This window comes from Magnetococcales bacterium (genome assembly GCA_015228815.1).
Classification (GTDB): domain Bacteria; phylum Pseudomonadota; class Magnetococcia; order Magnetococcales; family UBA8363; genus UBA8363.
The window spans coordinates 1-16329 of record JADGCV010000028.1 but is presented as its reverse complement, the minus strand read 5'-3'; the positions used below and the strand labels follow the sequence as shown (position 1 = coordinate 16329).

Genomic DNA, 16329 nt, shown 5'->3' with positions numbered 1-16329 from the left:
ATTTAGCATGAGCAGTAAGTGCTTTCGGAAAGACGACATTGATCAAATAATCGTCATGGTAAATCTCTCCGGATCATCGACCATGCCTCTGTCAGAGCGACTTTTTGATTATTTAAATAATATAATTGCCACGGCACGCCCACTTGATACGCGAAAGGGCTCTCATATTGGTGATCTCATCCGTGCAAATCTGCTCGATGGGCTGGAGCAGAACCTGTTTGGTATTCCTTTTGCCGAATGCCTGATCACATGTTGGATGCGAGAATTCGGCAGGAAAAGAAAGGAGACCGACCTGGCCCGTGCGCATTCTTCTTCCACAGGGGTTCAACCCTTATGGAAACCATCGTGTATGCATGAACTGTTGGCTGACAGCTTCGACACCCTATGCGACATGCGCCCTGTCAACTGTCTTGATGCCACCACCCGAACAAGGGGATTTCGAATTCACTGCCAACGTCCGCTTGGCCCCCCAGTCGCCAATGAAACATATACCAACGTGACCGATGCCGCGGATTTTGTGTCATGTCGCATGGACCCGGAAGAAAAAAACCGACTTGCCGGCGAACTCTGGATCCCGGTCGCTTTGAACAAGGTTGACATCCTCTGGGCGAACCGATCCATTCCCGGACCGGTTACTGTCAAACTGAACGCTCATCGGATCGGAACCCATGAGCCTACAATCGGAAATCCCGCAAGAGTTCTCTGGATCACGCCAGAAAGCGGTACGCTTGGCCACAGGAAAGATGCAACCGCCGCACGACAACTACGAGACAAATTGGGTCTCGTGCATCATTTTGACAAACCGCTGATTGCCATGTCGCTTCCCGCGACAACAGTGCAACGTTTGGATCATGGCCGCCCTACCTTGGCGGATGCCGGAAGTCAGCGCCGTCATATGGCTCGTGGAAAGCGGCATGCTGCCCCCAATGACGATCCCTGGGGGGTAACAGCGGACTTGTCCATGGTCAACCCGAATCCTTCTCATGGCTTTGACGGCCTTCCGGAACGGGTTGTGCAGCCAATACCTGTCAAGGAACTTCCCAGCGTCACAATCCAATATCTGGGATTTTGTGGTCCGCAACAAGGAATGACACCGCACCAGGACGATGACCAGGTCTTCATGGACCGCCTCTACCAAAAGCATGGTGGAATCGAATGCGCAGTCGATAAATTGAGAAAGATACTGACATGAACGAGCCATCCGAACCCATCATGGATCCTTGGGATGAGCCCGAGGAACACTGGAATTCCGACGCTGCCGACCTCCTTTCGCCACGGAGGGCCACCTCCCAGGTCGATGGGTTTGAACGTTGGCTCAAGGAAGGATTGGAAGGATACTTCTGGGATGGTTTGTCTTTGGAAGAGGCGTTTCCCGAACTTGCGCCGATGCTGAATCACAGCTCCTCTCTCGCCGCGGCCATGAAAATGCTTGTCATGCGCCAGGACAGTGTCAGACGCAGCGATTTCAGACAAGCACTGGCCAATCTTCTGGCCTCCCCCGCTTTAAAGACAGATTCCAAGACAGTTCCCCTGTTTGCCATGATTCTCCATATCGCGGTTGAAGTTGAAGCGACAGAAATCTTCAAGCCCCTGGTTTCTCGCGTTCGCGAAGGTTCCTGGACCCGCCTCGTCTCGGATCAAGGCACCCAACTCTTTACCGAGGCGATGCTGACCGTTTCCCGGATGGCGTCCCCGAGGAAAGACGCCCTGGCGTGCATCAATTCCTTGATCGATTCCATCCCTTTCCAAACATCACCCTACCCCTTCGCCTTCACTGCCCTGGAGGCCTTGTGCCACTGCGAGCCTGAACATTTTCTCCAAAACATGAAACGCTTGCGGAATCAACTGAACGCACAGTTCGCACACTATTCCCCCAAACCCGTTGACATGCAGAGGGCCGTCGCCAGTCTGATCACCCTGGTTGGTCCAAAACGATTCCTGGAGGATCTGATCACTTTTTTAGGCCAGGACAATCCATTCAACATAGAGACATCTCCTGATCTCTGGTTGTTCCGGGCAGTTTTCTCCTCCGCCGACGAACCGAGTCCCTTGATTGACTGTCGCGAATCGTCGGCAGACAAGGACTGTGAATTGACGTTCCATCTCCCTGAAGAACCGCTTGCCCTCGATTTTTCAATTCCTGATCCTCTTGGTTGGAGCCGTTTGCGAGGGATGTTGTCCAAGAATGGATGGATTTCCAGTCTCCTGCTCTCAAATTCAGCAAACGATGAGATGGTTGCATTCTTTGAAGAGGAGAGCGGCGTGAATACTCCCATGCAACGGAAACGATCATGACCCCATTGGATTCACAATCCCAATTGATCGACCTGTTTCAAGCCGCCGCCTCTCAGCGGCGGTATATGGACGGTTGGCGGAATGATCAATATTTTGTTGCAGAAGAAGGAGGCCATGTCTGGTACGCTGTCGATGCCGATGTGGTCGTATTTTTTGCCAAGCCCAAAGATGCCCTCCCTGACACAAGTAAGAAAAATTATCGGCCAGGTTACGCAAAGGTGTTCCCCAGTGATGTCTCCGATGACGATGAACGGAATGCGACCATCGCCTTGGGTCGTGCCCTTGCCCACCATATTTTCTTCAAGGCATCTTCCGATTTTCCCCTGTTTGCGCTGCCCCCGACCCGGAAAGAACTGAAACGGGTCTTTGCCGCCATCATTAGAGCAGCCGAGGATGAACAATACCGGGCTTTTGCAGAGTTGAGACATATCAAATCCGAATTGGACGAATTGACGAAACTCAGCGACGACCGGCAGCGCCAAGACTGGCTGGAAAGAAAAGCCCCGGCCCTCGGTGCTCAATTGTTCGGCTTGGGAAGCACGGGAGAACTGCTGCGCTTTGCCTATCTGTATCGCATGCGAAGGCTGGCCAACTTGTGGGAAATGACCGCGATTGCCAAGCCTGAGTTACCGGTCCCCCTGGTCAACGCCCTGAAAACTCCTGATTCCATTGTCGTCTCGGAGGAGTTCACCTCCATCAAGGAAAAATGGTATCTGGGACTGATCGAACAGTTCACCGGAGACCTCAACCAGGAAAAATTGAACATACTCGACAGCGACGCCGAGATGCTTGCCTGGGTCGAGTGGATCAACAACGAACTGCAAGGAACCCGGCATCGGCTGGTTCTTCTGACTGGTGCGCCCCTGCTTTTTGCTCAGGCCAGGAAAGTCATTTCCAACAGGTCATCCTCCAGCAAGAAGCTCAATTTTGCCGATTCATACCTGCGCCATCCCAAGGCATTTCTTGCCGAGCCCTCCGTCCTGTTTCCTTCCCCAAGAGTGGATGCCCAGAAAAATATTGCGCCACATGACAATAAAAAACGTTTTTGGGAATGGCTGGAAAGTGTGCTCTCTTATTCCAAAGGGTTCCAGGATGGGTGCAGCCGCAAGGAACTGGAAATACCCGCACGGGAGGCATTGACGACCCACCCGGAACTGTTGCAGGACTTCAAGAGGGAGTGGACCAATTATCGCTTCTCCGTCCTGCCCGTCCATCCGATAAGCGATCCGGCGCTCGCGCAAAACCAGGGTCTGCGAATGGCGATCGATAACAGGATTTTCGATCTGTTCAAGGTTTCCCAGGGAATCGATGATGAACGAGACAAAATACGTAAAATCCTGGAAGACCAGGTTGAACGGAATTGGTATGAGTGTTTTAGTATCGGCACTCTGACAGGGATCCTCTTGTTTCAGATGGGAAGAGAAGGATCGATTCCCGTCCGCAATCCGCCACCCATTTTTTTCAGTACCTTCAGTCAAGCGTTCAGGTTCATTCAACTTCCTTTCTTCGACCTGTTGATTCAGGCCAGCGCGAATGGATCTTCCCCAAAAGCCGATGAATTCAGGAATGCCCTGGACCAACTTCGGGAAGAGGACCCAACTGGATATACGTTCTACCTGGGAGCCGCCCAGCTTTATGCCATGGCAGGCTATTGGAACATTGCCAACATCCAGGCCAAACAAGCGTTCCATATCGCTGAATACCTCTCCCATAGCAAGAGCCGAATCTCCGGGCGGGAAGCGGCATATATGCGGGCGGTGACCAGGCGGCACATGGCCAGGAGCATCGACGACCTGCCTCGGGTCCAGGAGCATTTGCAAACGGCCCTGGACCGGCTGGAACGGGACCGGAACCGTCCAAACCCGACATCCACCACCGACCTGCGTTTTCGCGCCGAAGCACTGGCTGTTCATGTCACGGCCCACCTTTTCCGGGCATTTCCCCTGAACAAAGGTCCAAAAGTTCCACAAGAGTTCAGTTTGTTTACGCTGGAATCCACGGAAAAGCGCCTGAAGGAATTGGTTGAATCCCTTGTTGACCATGACCAGACAAACCCGTGGGTGTTGTTACAGGTTGAACAAAACCTCCTTGTTAATATTTTCATGATCGCTCTGCTGCGTTACCGGGAAGGACCCGAGTCCATTAATGGAACCGATTACCTTAACTGGTACCAGAAACTGGCCAACTGCATCGAAAAGATGAAAAACAACACCCCTCCCATTACCATCACATTTTACGTCAGGGTGATCCGCGGCGTTGCCAGATGGTGGGTCGGCACCGATGATAACGAGCGTGAAGAAGCAAGACGTGAAGTCGATCGCCTTCTTCCGGATCGAATCATTGATGACCGATCACATTCAGTATTCCCCTATGATAAGAAACGTTATCGTTTTCTTCGGGGTCTGGTTGATGGAACATGGCTCCACGAGAAGAAATGACGACCAGGCATACCGTAAAGCACCGTCAACAACATTCATCGGAATATGCAGCGATGAAAATCCACTTGATTAAAAATTGAAATGACTCAACTCTTGTGATTCTCATTGCATCGCACGATGGATGATGGTAGAATTATGACGTTGATTTCGTGCCATATCTTTCGAAAAATACCTACAGACAATTGAAATGGCCTCTGGCATGCCCTCATAACCGGTTCCAATCCCCAGCCTTCGGTTTCGGCGCCGGGGAACGGTTTGATCAGGCCCATCCCTGGAGTTAAAGATGGCGAAAAAATGCCTTTGCACCTCTGACCTTGGGTTCATCGTCCGATGACAGAAATGAAACGTTCGCCACGTTCCCGATTTTTTCCCAAATATCTGTTTCTCGCCGCATTGCTGACCGCCGGCTGCGTGGTCACGCCACAAACGTTGACCGTCGGCGAAATGGAAACGTCACGCAAGGTGGATCTGGAGCGCATGTTCGGGCCGGTCGCCCGGATCGAAAAACCGTTGTCGCTGCCCGAGGTGATCGCCCGCGCCCTGAGATACAACCTGGACCACCGGGTCAAGGTGGTCGAGGAGGCCCAGGCGCTGGATCTGACAAAACTGGACAAATTCGAACTGTTGCCAAAACTTGCCGCCGGCAGCGCCTATTCGGGACGTTCCAACGACAGCGCCTCCAGCAGTCGTTCCATGTTGACCGGAAACCAATCCCTGGAAGTCTCCACCTCCCAGGACCGGGAACACATCACCTCCGATCTGGACCTTTCGTGGAATATTCTCGATTTTGGCGTCAGTTATTTCAACGCCCGTCAGAATGCCGACCGGCAGCTCATCGCCCGCGAACGGGAACGCAAGGTCATCCAGAATCTGATCCAGGAGGCACGATCGGCCTACTGGCGCGTGGTCGCCGCCCAACAACTGAAACCCAGGGTCGCGGCCATCATCCAACAGGCCGAAACGGCCCTGGAAGACGCACACAAAGCGGAAAAGAGCGCGCTCAAGGCCCCATTGGACTTTCTGCGCTACCGCAAAACCTTGCTGGAAAGCATGCGTCAGTTGGAGTCGATTCTTCAGGAAATGGCGACGGCCAAAGTGGAATTGGCCGCCATGATCACCCTCCCCCCCGGCACGGACTATACCCTGGAAGTGCCCGATGATCCGCGGCAGACCCCGACCTGGACGATGCCTCTGGAAACAATGGAAGAATCGGCCCTGATCAACCAACCCGACATGCGTGAAATGGCCTATCAGGGACGGATCGTCGTCGATGAAACCCGAAAAAGCCTGCTGAAACTGTTCCCGGGAATTTCCCTGTCCGCCTCGCGCAAACGGGACGACAACAGCTACACCCTCAACAAGGATTGGTATGAAACGGGACTTCGGGTCACCTGGAACCTCATGAACCTTTTGTCGGCTCCCGATCGCTGGGCCTATGACAAATCCAACGAGGAAGTCCTTAAGATCAAACGGCTGGCATTGCGCATGGCACTTCTGTCCCAGGTTCATATCGCCCATCACCAGTACGAAATCGCCACGACCCAGTTGAAACGGGCGCAAGCGCTGTTCGAGGTGGAGAAGGAAATCGCCCGGCACATGCGCAACCGGGAGGCGCAGGAATCTCAAAGCCTGATCGACCGGATCGCCAGCGATACCAGCGCCGTGCTGGCGGAATTGCGTTACTACCATGCCCTGGCCCTGACCCATGGGGCCGTGGGGCGGATGATGGCAACGACAGGTCAGGATCCGAACGTGGGATCCATCCAGGAGGGGACTCTTTCGGATCTGACCCGAAGGGTCGATGCCTGGCTGGTCCGGCAGGCGTTCGACGGGCAATCATCCCCTGATCGGCCAAAGAGTGATCGGGTTGGCAACCCAACGCACCCCAAATCCGATTCTCAGTCCTTGAAGCGACTGCCCCATGATGCCACCTCCAAGTCCCCAGCCCCCGAAGTCGCCGCCAAGGGGAATAAAAGTTTTTCATCGACGTCCGGAACCGGTAGCTCCGTCCCCTCGAACTCGGGGATCGTCCACACCCGCGCCCATGTCCGCTCCGGCCCAGGCCACCATTATCGCAGGATTCGAAGCCTGAACAGCAATCAGCCCGTCGTGATTCAGGATTCCAGCCCGGATGGCGCATGGTTGCGGATCGGCGATGGGGCATGGATCGCCGCCTCCGTCGTCACCCGAACCCCATGAAGCCAGGGACGATCAAGGTCATCTCGATCCTGTTCCCGCTCCTCTCCGGGTTTTTCCAGGAGGCAGTGGCGGCAACCTTCTCTGCGCCATCGCAGCCGCCGACGGAATCGGTAACCATTCCGGTCGCTGCGGATCGACCCGCTCCATCCGCCTTGCCGGATGCGCTGCATGCCGACAGCCTGCGGGCCCAGATTCTTCCCAGGGATTATACGACCCTCTCCAGCGAATTGCCGGCGCGGCTGGTACGCATTCATGTCGCGGAAGGGGGGCGATTCAAAGCGGGGGAGCCCTTGGTCACCCTCGATTGTGCCATTCAGCAGGCACAACTGCAAAAAGCCAGGGTGGTCCTCGCGGCGGCAGAAAAAGTATCCGCGGTCAACGCACGACTGGTGGAGATGAAATCGGCAGGCCGCATGGAAGAGGTCACGAGCGCCGCCGAGGCGGCAAAGGCCCGTGCCGAAGTCGCCCTGATGACGGCAACCGTTGCCAAGTGTATTCTTCTGGCCCCTTTTTCAGGACGGGTTGCCGAACAAAAAGGACGGCAGCACCAGTACGTCCAGGCCGGTCAGGCCATCCTGGACCTCATCGACGACAGCGCCATGGAAATCGAGTTCATCGTCCCTTCCCGATGGTTGCGCTGGATGTCACCCCATCTTCCCTTCGTCCTGCAGGTCGATGAAACCGGACGTGACTATCCCGCCCAGGTGCTGCGCATCGGCGCACGGGTCGATGCGGTCAGCCAATCGATCAAGGTCACCGGTCGGTTTCAGGAAAAGCCTACCGACCTTCTCCCCGGAATGAGCGGTCGCGTCATGCTGAATCCCCCGCCCACGGTCCCGCCATGACCGGTCCGGTTCAACCCATCGACGTTGAACCGACCGGAAACACCCGCTCCTCGCCCCCACCCCTGGTCGTTCTCCTGCGATTGGCCGAGCGGACGCGGGAAGCAGGATCGCTTGCGGAATTGTTTTTTGTGATGGTCAATGAAACTTATTCATTGGCACCCTATCGGCAAGGGGTGTTGTGGTGCGGTACCGAACGAAAGGTGGTTGCGTTGTCGGGCATTCCCAGGGCCGAACCAGGGGCCCCCTTTGTCCTGTGGTTGCGGCAGCTGTTTGTACCGCTGGACAAGGCATCCGCCACGACCCCGATTCCGATGTCGTTGGACGAGGCCCCCGAAGCCATTGCCGAAGGATGGCGCGAATGGTTGCCGCCCCATGCCATCGCCCTTCCCTTGAAATCGGCAGCGGTGCGAAAAGGATGGTTGCTTCTGGCGCGCGAGACCCCGTTTGTCGAAGCCGAAGGGGAAATCCTTGACCATCTGGCAGGCATTTACGGCCATGCGTGGCATTGTCGGGAGCGGCTCCGACAAAAATTTTCCTGGTGGCGGTGGCAACGGTCGTGGAAATGGCGTCTCCTGACGGTCCTCTCCCTGGGGATTCTCCTCGCCTTCCGGATTCCGCTGACGGCACTGGCCCCCGCCGAAGTCGTCCCCAGTCATCCGGAGGTGGTGCGTTCCCCCATGGATGGGGTGGTAGAACATTTTCATGTCGCACCCAATACCCTGGTCGTTCCCGGACAACCACTTTTCGATCTTGATGACACCACATTGAGCAGCCGATTGGAAATCGCCGAGAAAAGCCTGGCCATCGCCGAATCGGAATACCACATCACAACGCAATCGGCATTGCAGGATCCGCGCTCCAAGGGACAACTGGCCATTCTGTCGGGCCGGGTGGAAGAAAAAAAACTGGAGGCGGAAGGATTGAGGGAATTGCTCGGACGCTGCCGGGTCAAAGCGACTCGGGCGGGTCTCGCCCTCTTCGGCGATACCCAGAGTTGGATTGGCCGTCCCGTGGTCACAGGAGAGAAAATCCTGACCATCGCCTCGGAACAGGATGTGGAAATCGAAGCCTGGATTGCCCCTGGAGACCTGATTCCACTGCCCGAAGAAGTTGCCGTCACGTTGTTCCTCAACATCGATCCCCTGCATCCACGGACAGCGCGCATGCGCATGCTCGCCTACGAGGCGGAGGTTCGACCGGGTGACCTCGTGAGTTACCGAATGCGCGCCCGTTTCATCGATGCGCTCCCGCCACCCCGCCTGGGACTCAAAGGGACCGCACGGATCGCAGGGGAGACGGTCACGGTGGGTTGGTGGATGATGCGGCGACCGATCGCGCTTATCCGTCAATGGTTGGGACAATGATGGCGACGGCCTCCGGACCCCTGCCCAAATTGCGCCAGGAGGTGATCCTCAGGCCAGCCCCGCCGGCCCGCGATGGTTCCCCCTCCTGGACACTGGCCGATCCTGGGAGGAATCATTTCTTCCGCATCGATTGGGTCGCCTTCGAAATCCTTTCCCGCTGGCACGAAGGGAATGTCTCGCGAATCCTCGAACGCATTGCCCAGGAAACGACTTTGGACCTGGAAGAAAGAGATGTGACGGCGTTGTCCCGGTTTCTCGCCGACAACCATCTGACACGATCGGTCCATCCCGCCGGGAGCCGCCGACTGGCGCACAGGGTCACGTCGGAAAAAGGTCCGTGGCTCCAGTGGTTGTTGCATCATTACCTGTTTTTCCGCATTCCCCTGGTTCGACCGGATTCATTTCTCGATCGCACCCTGCCCTGGGTGGCGCCATTTTTTTCCCTCCCTTTTCTCTGGGTCATGATCGGTCTGGCAGGGATCGACGTTTTTCTGCTGTTGCGACAGTGGGACCATTTCCAGGCGACACTTCTCGCTCATCTGGGTCTGAACAGCCTTTTCGGCTACGGCCTGACCCTGATGGCGGTCAAAAGCATTCATGAACTGGGACATGCCTACACCGCCAAACAGGCGGGTTGCCGGGTTCCGACCATGGGGGTAGCGTTTCTGGTACTTCTGCCGATGCTGTATACCGACACCACCGAAGCCTGGAAACTCGACGATCGCCGACGCCGTCTTGCCATCGCCTCGGGCGGTGTCGTGGCGGAAGGGGGCCTGGCCGTTCTGGCCCTCCTGGCGTGGAACGTGTTGCCAGGGGGAAGCGCTCGGGACATCGCCTTCTGGATCGCCACCACCTCTTTGGCCACGACCCTGGCCATCAACCTTTCGCCATTCATGCGATTCGATGGTTACTTTGTCCTGTCCGATGCGTTGGACCTCGCCAATCTGCACCAACGCGCCTTCGATATGGGACGCTGGTGGTTACGAAAACTCCTGTTCAACCCAATGACCCCGCCTCCGGAACAAATTTCACCGGTCATGACCCGGTTTCTCGTCGTCTTCGCCGTGGCGACCTGGATGTACCGATTGTTGCTGTTTCTTGGCATTGCCTTGTTGGTCTATCATTTTTTCATCAAGGTGGTGGGAATCGCCCTGTTTGCGGTCGAAATCGGCTGGTTCATTCTGCTGCCCCTGGGAAGAGAGCTGAAAAAATGGCCCGGGGTCTTCAGTCAGGCGCGCTCGCGCTTACGTCTGCCGCTGCTGGTCAGCGGACTGATGGCGCTGGCGCTGTGGCCGTGGTCGGGACACATCACCGCCCCGGCCCTTCTTCAGGGAGAGGCGCTGGTCCACCTCTATGCCCCGCGTCCCGCCCGCCTGGCAGGCATGGATCTTCCCCCTTCCGGAACGGTGGTCCAGGGGCAGGCCTTGTTCGTGCTTGACGCTCCCGAACTTGAACACTCAAGAAAATTGCATCAGGTCCGCCTGGATCATGCGGAACGGGAACGCGCCATCGGCGGATTGGATCTGGACTGGGCACGGCGGGTGCGGGTTGCCCAAGGTGAACGGGAACGCAGCGCCGCCTCCCTGGCAGGCATTCAGTCCACCCTGGAACGCCTGATCCTGTCGGCTCCCTTTGCAGGAACACTGGTCGATGTCTCCCCCGATCTGGCCGTGGGGACCTGGTTGCGCTCCGGTGAACACCTGGCGACGGTGATACGTCGGGAACGTTTTTCGGTGGATGCCTTTCTCGCCGAGGAGGTTCTCAAACGGGTCGGTCCCGAGGCCAAGGGATGGTTCATCGCCGATGTGGCGGAGATGCCCCCCATCGCCATTCAGCGCACGTCCACCGAAACGATGGGCATCACCGACATGGACGAACCATTGCTCGCTTCGTTGTTCGGCGGTCCCGTCAAGGTGGTGGAACAAAACGGCCTTCTGGTTCCCGAGGAAGCGCTGTTCCGGATCCGCCTCCAGGGAACGGGTGCGTCCATGAAGCCACCGTTGCGTCAACGGGGGGTGGTGCATCTGGAGGCGCACCCCCAGTCCCTGGCGCGACGCTGGGGGGCAATGATGCTCATGGTCCTGGTCCGGGAGTGGAAAATGTGACCCGATTCGACCAACCCTGGTGTGACACGCCCTGCATCATGCCACCAATTGATGTCATGTCTACCAGTCACAGAGTCATCAACAGAAAGTTCAATATTTCTCTATGTGAGGTGCATCATGAAGGTATTTAATACCATCTATAGGGGTGGACAAAAAATTCGGAATTTTATACTCGAAAACGATATCCATAAGCTGGGAAACCTTCTTGTCCAGGTATATTCCGGCGTCCTTGACAGAGGATTTATTTATAATATCTTGTCAGAGCTTCATCAATATCTTCCTGATGCCATTATTGTTGGGGCAACAACAACTGGAGAAATTATTGATGGCGCATCGCAGTCAGACAGTGTGATTATCTCATTTTCAGCGTTTAACTCAAGCCAAGTTGCCGCATCCGTATTGATTGATGGCGAAATATCCAATGTTGGGTGCATTGTCAACAAAAATACAAAGATGTTTCTTCTGCTAAGCGCTGGCATCGATGTCATTCCTTCGGAACTATTGACGTGTCTTGGACACATCGCGCCATCCGCCATCGTTGTGGGTGGCTGCGCCGGAGATAATGATCGATTGAAAGAAAGTCTCATTTTCCACGGAAAAGATATTATTGGAAACGGAGCCGTCGTTGTTTCTATTTCTGGTGAATCACTATTTGTAAAACAATTCATGAAATTTAATTGGGAACCTATGGGAAGTGAAATGATTATCACAGACTCCCATATGAATATTGTGCGCACCATCAATGGGTATAAGGTGACTGATTTATATAGATATTATTTTGGCGGCGTTACCGAGGACAATCTAATCTCAATAAGCAGTGTTTTTCCTCTAATGATAAAACGAGGGAACATGTACATTTCCCGTATTCTCCTTGATATTGATGAAACAACAGGATCATGCCATTTCTCAGGAATAATGAATGTTGGAGAGCACGTCGTATTTGGTTACGCCAATGTAGACATGCTTCTCGATGATGCCTATCTTGATGGCAAAGTTGAAAACCATATCGAATCAATCTGGATGTTCAGTTGTGGCGGTCGGAAAAAAATATTGCACAAGAGTATCGACCAGGAAATCGCGGCAGTCTCAAGAATTGCACCAGTTTCAGGATTCTTTACCTACGGAGAATATTTTACCCATGAAGAAGGTCATCATGAGGTATTGAACAACACAATGACGTTTGTCGGTATCAGCGAAAATCCTGTACCTCGCCAATATATCCTTCCCAGGCATCAGGAAACATCAGGTCCAAATCTTCTTGACGTTTCACCAAGAAAAATTTTCCAGGCAATCACACATTTTGCAAATACTGTTACAAAAGAACGTGATGACTCATATCGTGAAATGGAACAGTATGCCAAAGATCTTGATGTCAAGAACTCACAATTGGAAAGACTCTACATGACCGACAGGCTGACTGGGGTCTATAACCGATACAAACTTGATGCGACGCTGTCTGAATTGATGAAATCATACAACAGGTATGGAAATGTTTTTTCTGTCGTCCTGGGTGATGTCGATAAATTTAAAAGCATCAACGATCGATTCGGGCACAATGTTGGAGATGCTGTGCTGTGCAAAATCGCAGAGCTGATTCGGTCTCATGTACGAGATACCGATGTATTCGGGCGATGGGGTGGAGAAGAATTCATGTTGATCTGCTCTGAAACAAGACTGGAAGGGGCCTATGAAATTGCAGAAAAAATACGCCGAATCATTGAAAAAAATCCATTCAATGATGTTGGCAATGTCACAGCAAGTTTTGGAGTGAGTCAATGCACGGACGATGACACTGTCAACGTATTGGTCGGTCGGGCTGACAAGGCTCTTTATTCCGCGAAGAATCGCGGGAGAAACAGGGTGGAGCGTGAGGTCTGAATAGATCATCCACCGGATCACCGTTCAGACTCCGTCATTCCCTGCTCAGTGGGAATCCTGTCAAGGGGAGTATGAACGGTTGCTCCACCGGTCAAACGGTACCGTTGAACCGCATCAGTTCGACGCAACGGGACGCCGCCCGGCGAAACTCGAACGCCACCGGTCCCTCGGGACAGAGGTCGTCGAACTCCAGGTCACTGTAAAGACGCAACGGAATTCTCGATTCATACAAAAGATCGACCAGGATGACAAAACGGGAGGCGGAATCGACCACATTGGCCCGAAGGTCGGGAATGCCGGAGATCAAAAGTGTCGTCGCCATCCCGCACAGGTCCATGAATTCGGCAACCCCCAGGGGACGCATGCATAATTCACGAAAGTCAAACCAGAAAAGCCCGCCCTGCCGCCCCCTTGCGCCGATTTCATGACGTCCCAAAGTCACCAGTTCCGGACGGGCCTGTTGCCCCGCCAGGCGCGTAAACTCATCCTCGGGCGACCCTTCCTTGAGGCTCGCGGTTCCCCCCCCCTTGCGCCGCCAATCCGCGCCACTGGAAAGATCCAGAGGTTCGATGTTTTTTTTGATGATGTTGAGCAATGGAAGAAAACTTGCCCGATTGTATCCCCCCTTGAACAGATTGTCCGGTTCCCAGTTGGAAGTGGCGCACAGGGTCACCCCGCATTGGAACAGGGCATCGAGCAACCGGCCCAGAAGCATGCCATCGGCGATATGATCGATGAAAAACTCGTCGAAGCAAAGCAATCTTGATTCCATGGCGATGGTGCTGGCGATATAAAGCATCACATCGACATTGACCTCCGGTTTGGCCTTGTGGAGGCGCTGATGCAGTTCGTCCATGAAGGGATGAAAATGGACCCGTCTCTTCTCGGAAAACGAGACCGAATCGAATACCGACTGCATGAGCATCGATTTTCCACGGCCCACCGGCCCATGCAGGTAGAGTCCACGGGGTTCCGGAGCCCCATCCTCATAGCGCCAGACCAGCACCCCCTTGTAGGCGATCCTCGTCACCGGACGCTCCAGGGCTTCCACCAAACCGTCCAGATACGGCAAGGTCGCGGCCTGATCGATGTCCTCGGTCAAGGCCCCGCCAAGCAACTGCTCACGGTAGTGGGCGCTGGGTTTTTTCATGATCTTCTCGGACATGTTGGATTTCCGAAGGGTTGCGTCTCAATGGACAACGCCCCGGCAGGGCGTCGAAGCGGTTTGAAGAAAACAATGAATACCGGTCCGGGTTTAACAAAGGTCAAAGACCTTGTCAAACGCAATGATACGCCAATCGGGAATGCTGTCAACCAAACGTCCCTCAAGGCTGCCCCTGATCGGGAAAGGCTTCCTTCACTTCGAGAATCCGCGGCAGGATGTCGTGGAAAACCGCAACGATCCCCGGCTCGAAGGCAGTCCCGGAACATCTGCCGATTTCCTCGACCGCCTGCTCCACACTCCAGGGCTGTTTGTACGGCCTCCTGGAAAGAAGCGCGTCGAAAACATCCGCCAAACTGCAAATGCGCCCCATCAGGGGAATCGCCTCTCCAGCCAAACCATTGGGATAACCACGGCCATCCCAGCGTTCATGGTGGCTCAGAGCAATCTCACAGGCCGCCCGCAACAAAGGAGCGGGATCCTGATCCAGAAGTTGCCCACCCAGAAGGGTATGGGTCTTCATGATGTCAAACTCCTCCGGTGTCAGTTTTCCCGGTTTCAACAGAATGCTGTCCGGAATGCCAATCTTGCCAATGTCATGCATAGGGGCGGCATGAAGCAGCAGTTCCTGTTCCCCGGCTGACAAACCCAGCGCCTTGCCAATCAATACCGAATAATGGCTCATCCGCTGAATGTGCATTCCAGTCTCGTTGTCGCGATATTCCGCCGCCTGCCCCAGACGCCTGATGATCTGCATCCGGGTGTGCAACAATTCCAGTTCCCGATCCGCCAAAGACTGGGCGGTGCGGGCGGCGCGCAGAATATAACGTCAGACTTCCTGATCCCGGACGGTATTTCCACCAATTAGCCGGAATTCATGACGGCACTTTGATTCGCTGGTTTCGGTGGTAAACTCTCTGCGGTGACTACCAACGGTCAAGCCTGGAAAGCGAGCGGAGATGCGTCAGCCATTTTTACCTGGGTTCCCAGAAGGTGCCGAGAAGATCGGTGCAAGCCTGAGCATTCTCAGAAGAGACGGTCACGTCACCTATTTTATCGGCAGCGACAACTACTTTTCCCACAGCGAAGGTGACAAAGGCGGAGAGCGTTTTGCAATCGCCAGCCTGATGGTCAACGGCCATGTACGCGCATTTGAGTTGGAACAAACACCTTTAAGTCTTGCACACCGCACCCTGATGAACTGGACGAAGCAATATCGGGAAGAAGGACCAGGTTCTTTTTTCATGACCAGTTCGATCCAATACAAGCCCCGCGTTCTGAGCAAGGATAAAATCGCCGAATGCGAGAGACTCTTGGCAGATGGGCACAGACCCGCCGAAGTTGCCCGACGTGCTAAGGTCGGAGAATCCACTCTACGCAAGGCCATCACGCAAAAGCGGGTTATACTTCCCGGAGATTGTCCATCAAGGGACCAAGCAGAACCCTCCGGGAGTACCAAAGCCGAGCGAAGCCAAGCAGATGCCCAGGCCGCCAATGGTATCGGAACCGCCTGCACCCGTGCCGACGAACGCATGTTCGCCGCCATTGGTCTTGCTCAAAGTGCCGTCAGCCGTTTTGAATTATGCGCCGATGTGAGCATGGGCGGTCTTCTGGCCGGATTGCCGAGTCTATGCGCCAACGGTCTTCTGAGTGGCATCGGCAAACACCTAAAATTGCCCAACGGCTTCTACAACTGCCTGCACATTTTGCTCACCCTCGGCTTTATGGCTCTGGCCCGTATCCGTCGTCCAGAAGGTTTGCGCCATATTCCGCCCGGTGAATTTGGCAAAGTCATCGGCCTGGACCGCGCACCAGAAGTACGCACCCTGAGGGAAAAGATCAGCCTCATGGCCAGTACAGGCAATCCAGAAGCGTGGATGAAGGAACTTGCCAAAACCTGGATGGAAGGAGACCCGGACGAAGCTGGCTATCTGTATGTCGATGGTCATGTACGTGTTTACCACGGCTTCACTACCGGACACTTTTTTAGGAAAAAAAGTGGAAGTTCCTAAATTTGATTGATTTTTCTAAATTATTAATGAA

The 16329-nt window shown here is 54.7% G+C and carries 12 protein-coding genes; 9 read left to right on the top strand and 3 right to left on the bottom strand.

Translation table 11 applies throughout. The features are described 5' to 3' along the window. Positions 1 to 7 precede the first annotated feature (7 nt). Both HQL76_12210 and HQL76_12205 read left to right on the top strand, forming a co-directional pair. The gene (locus HQL76_12210; protein MBF0109929.1) at positions 8 to 1192 is read left to right on the top strand and encodes a hypothetical protein; all 1185 of its coding nucleotides are present in this window, start codon (positions 8 to 10) and stop codon (positions 1190 to 1192) included. Beyond that, a complete protein-coding gene (locus HQL76_12205; GenBank protein MBF0109928.1) occupies positions 1189 to 2295 on the top strand; it encodes a hypothetical protein in 1107 nt (368 codons plus the stop codon). The genes HQL76_12210 and HQL76_12205 overlap by 4 nt, the downstream gene beginning before the upstream one ends. Before the next feature lie 11 nt (positions 2296 to 2306). On the opposite strand, the gene HQL76_12200 is transcribed toward HQL76_12205, so the two are convergent. Next, positions 2307 to 2723: a hypothetical protein gene (locus tag HQL76_12200; protein MBF0109927.1), complete on the bottom strand. Its 417-nt coding sequence runs from the start codon at positions 2721 to 2723 to the stop codon at positions 2307 to 2309. Between the two features lie 21 nt (positions 2724 to 2744). Between HQL76_12200 and HQL76_12195 the strand changes: the two genes are divergently transcribed. The 6 genes from HQL76_12195 (at position 2745) to HQL76_12170 (ending at position 13124) form a co-directional block, all read left to right on the top strand. Beyond that, positions 2745 to 4733, top strand: a complete 1989-nt coding sequence (locus HQL76_12195) for a hypothetical protein (protein ID MBF0109926.1) — start codon at positions 2745 to 2747, stop codon at positions 4731 to 4733. A 339-nt stretch (positions 4734 to 5072) separates the two neighbouring features. After that, entirely contained in the window at positions 5073 to 6932 is a 1860-nt protein-coding gene (locus HQL76_12190; protein ID MBF0109925.1) for a TolC family protein, read from the top strand. Next, a complete protein-coding gene (locus HQL76_12185; protein MBF0109924.1) occupies positions 6896 to 7777 on the top strand; it encodes an efflux RND transporter periplasmic adaptor subunit in 882 nt (293 codons plus the stop codon). Before HQL76_12190 ends, HQL76_12185 begins: the two co-directional genes overlap by 37 nt. Continuing rightward, positions 7774 to 9141 (top strand): HlyD family efflux transporter periplasmic adaptor subunit, encoded by a 1368-nt coding sequence (locus tag HQL76_12180; protein MBF0109923.1) that lies wholly within the window; start codon positions 7774 to 7776, stop codon positions 9139 to 9141. The genes HQL76_12185 and HQL76_12180 overlap by 4 nt, the downstream gene beginning before the upstream one ends. Next, positions 9138 to 11246, top strand: coding sequence for an HlyD family efflux transporter periplasmic adaptor subunit (locus HQL76_12175; protein ID MBF0109922.1), 2109 nt, complete (start codon positions 9138 to 9140; stop codon positions 11244 to 11246). Before HQL76_12180 ends, HQL76_12175 begins: the two co-directional genes overlap by 4 nt. 117 nt (positions 11247 to 11363) lie before the next feature. After that, entirely contained in the window at positions 11364 to 13124 is a 1761-nt protein-coding gene (locus HQL76_12170) for a GGDEF domain-containing protein (GenBank protein ID MBF0109921.1), read from the top strand. 91 nt (positions 13125 to 13215) lie between these two features. Here HQL76_12170 and zapE read toward each other — a convergent pair whose 3' ends face one another. Beyond that, on the bottom strand, positions 13216 to 14289 hold the full coding sequence (gene zapE, locus HQL76_12165; GenBank protein MBF0109920.1) for a cell division protein ZapE: 1074 nt from the start codon (positions 14287 to 14289) through the stop codon (positions 13216 to 13218). A gap of 160 nt (positions 14290 to 14449) precedes the next feature. Next, complete coding sequence (locus HQL76_12160; GenBank protein MBF0109919.1) at positions 14450 to 15043, bottom strand: HD domain-containing protein; 594 nt, start codon at positions 15041 to 15043, stop codon at positions 14450 to 14452. Between the two features lie 202 nt (positions 15044 to 15245). Between HQL76_12160 and HQL76_12155 the strand changes: the two genes are divergently transcribed. Beyond that, positions 15246 to 16298: a hypothetical protein gene (locus HQL76_12155; GenBank protein MBF0109918.1), complete on the top strand. Its 1053-nt coding sequence runs from the start codon at positions 15246 to 15248 to the stop codon at positions 16296 to 16298. Positions 16299 to 16329: the final 31 nt, after the last annotated feature.

What these genes read in the sequence shown, in the direction of transcription:
- HQL76_12190 (MBF0109925.1), top strand. Translation starts at nt 5,073, where the DNA reads ATGAAACGTTCGCCACGTTCCCGATTTTTTCCCAAATATCTGTTTCTC.
- HQL76_12205 (MBF0109928.1), top strand. Translation starts at nt 1,189, where the DNA reads ATGAACGAGCCATCCGAACCCATCATGGATCCTTGGGATGAGCCCGAG.
- HQL76_12210 (MBF0109929.1), top strand. Translation starts at nt 8, where the DNA reads ATGAGCAGTAAGTGCTTTCGGAAAGACGACATTGATCAAATAATCGTC.
- HQL76_12170 (MBF0109921.1), top strand. Translation starts at nt 11,364, where the DNA reads ATGAAGGTATTTAATACCATCTATAGGGGTGGACAAAAAATTCGGAAT.
- HQL76_12180 (MBF0109923.1), top strand. Translation starts at nt 7,774, where the DNA reads ATGACCGGTCCGGTTCAACCCATCGACGTTGAACCGACCGGAAACACC.
- HQL76_12185 (MBF0109924.1), top strand. Translation starts at nt 6,896, where the DNA reads ATGGATCGCCGCCTCCGTCGTCACCCGAACCCCATGAAGCCAGGGACG.
- HQL76_12160 (MBF0109919.1), bottom strand. Translation starts at nt 15,043, where the DNA reads ATGCAGATCATCAGGCGTCTGGGGCAGGCGGCGGAATATCGCGACAAC.
- zapE (MBF0109920.1), bottom strand. Translation starts at nt 14,289, where the DNA reads ATGTCCGAGAAGATCATGAAAAAACCCAGCGCCCACTACCGTGAGCAG.
- HQL76_12175 (MBF0109922.1), top strand. Translation starts at nt 9,138, where the DNA reads ATGATGGCGACGGCCTCCGGACCCCTGCCCAAATTGCGCCAGGAGGTG.
- HQL76_12200 (MBF0109927.1), bottom strand. Translation starts at nt 2,723, where the DNA reads ATGTCTCAACTCTGCAAAAGCCCGGTATTGTTCATCCTCGGCTGCTCT.
- HQL76_12155 (MBF0109918.1), top strand. Translation starts at nt 15,246, where the DNA reads ATGCGTCAGCCATTTTTACCTGGGTTCCCAGAAGGTGCCGAGAAGATC.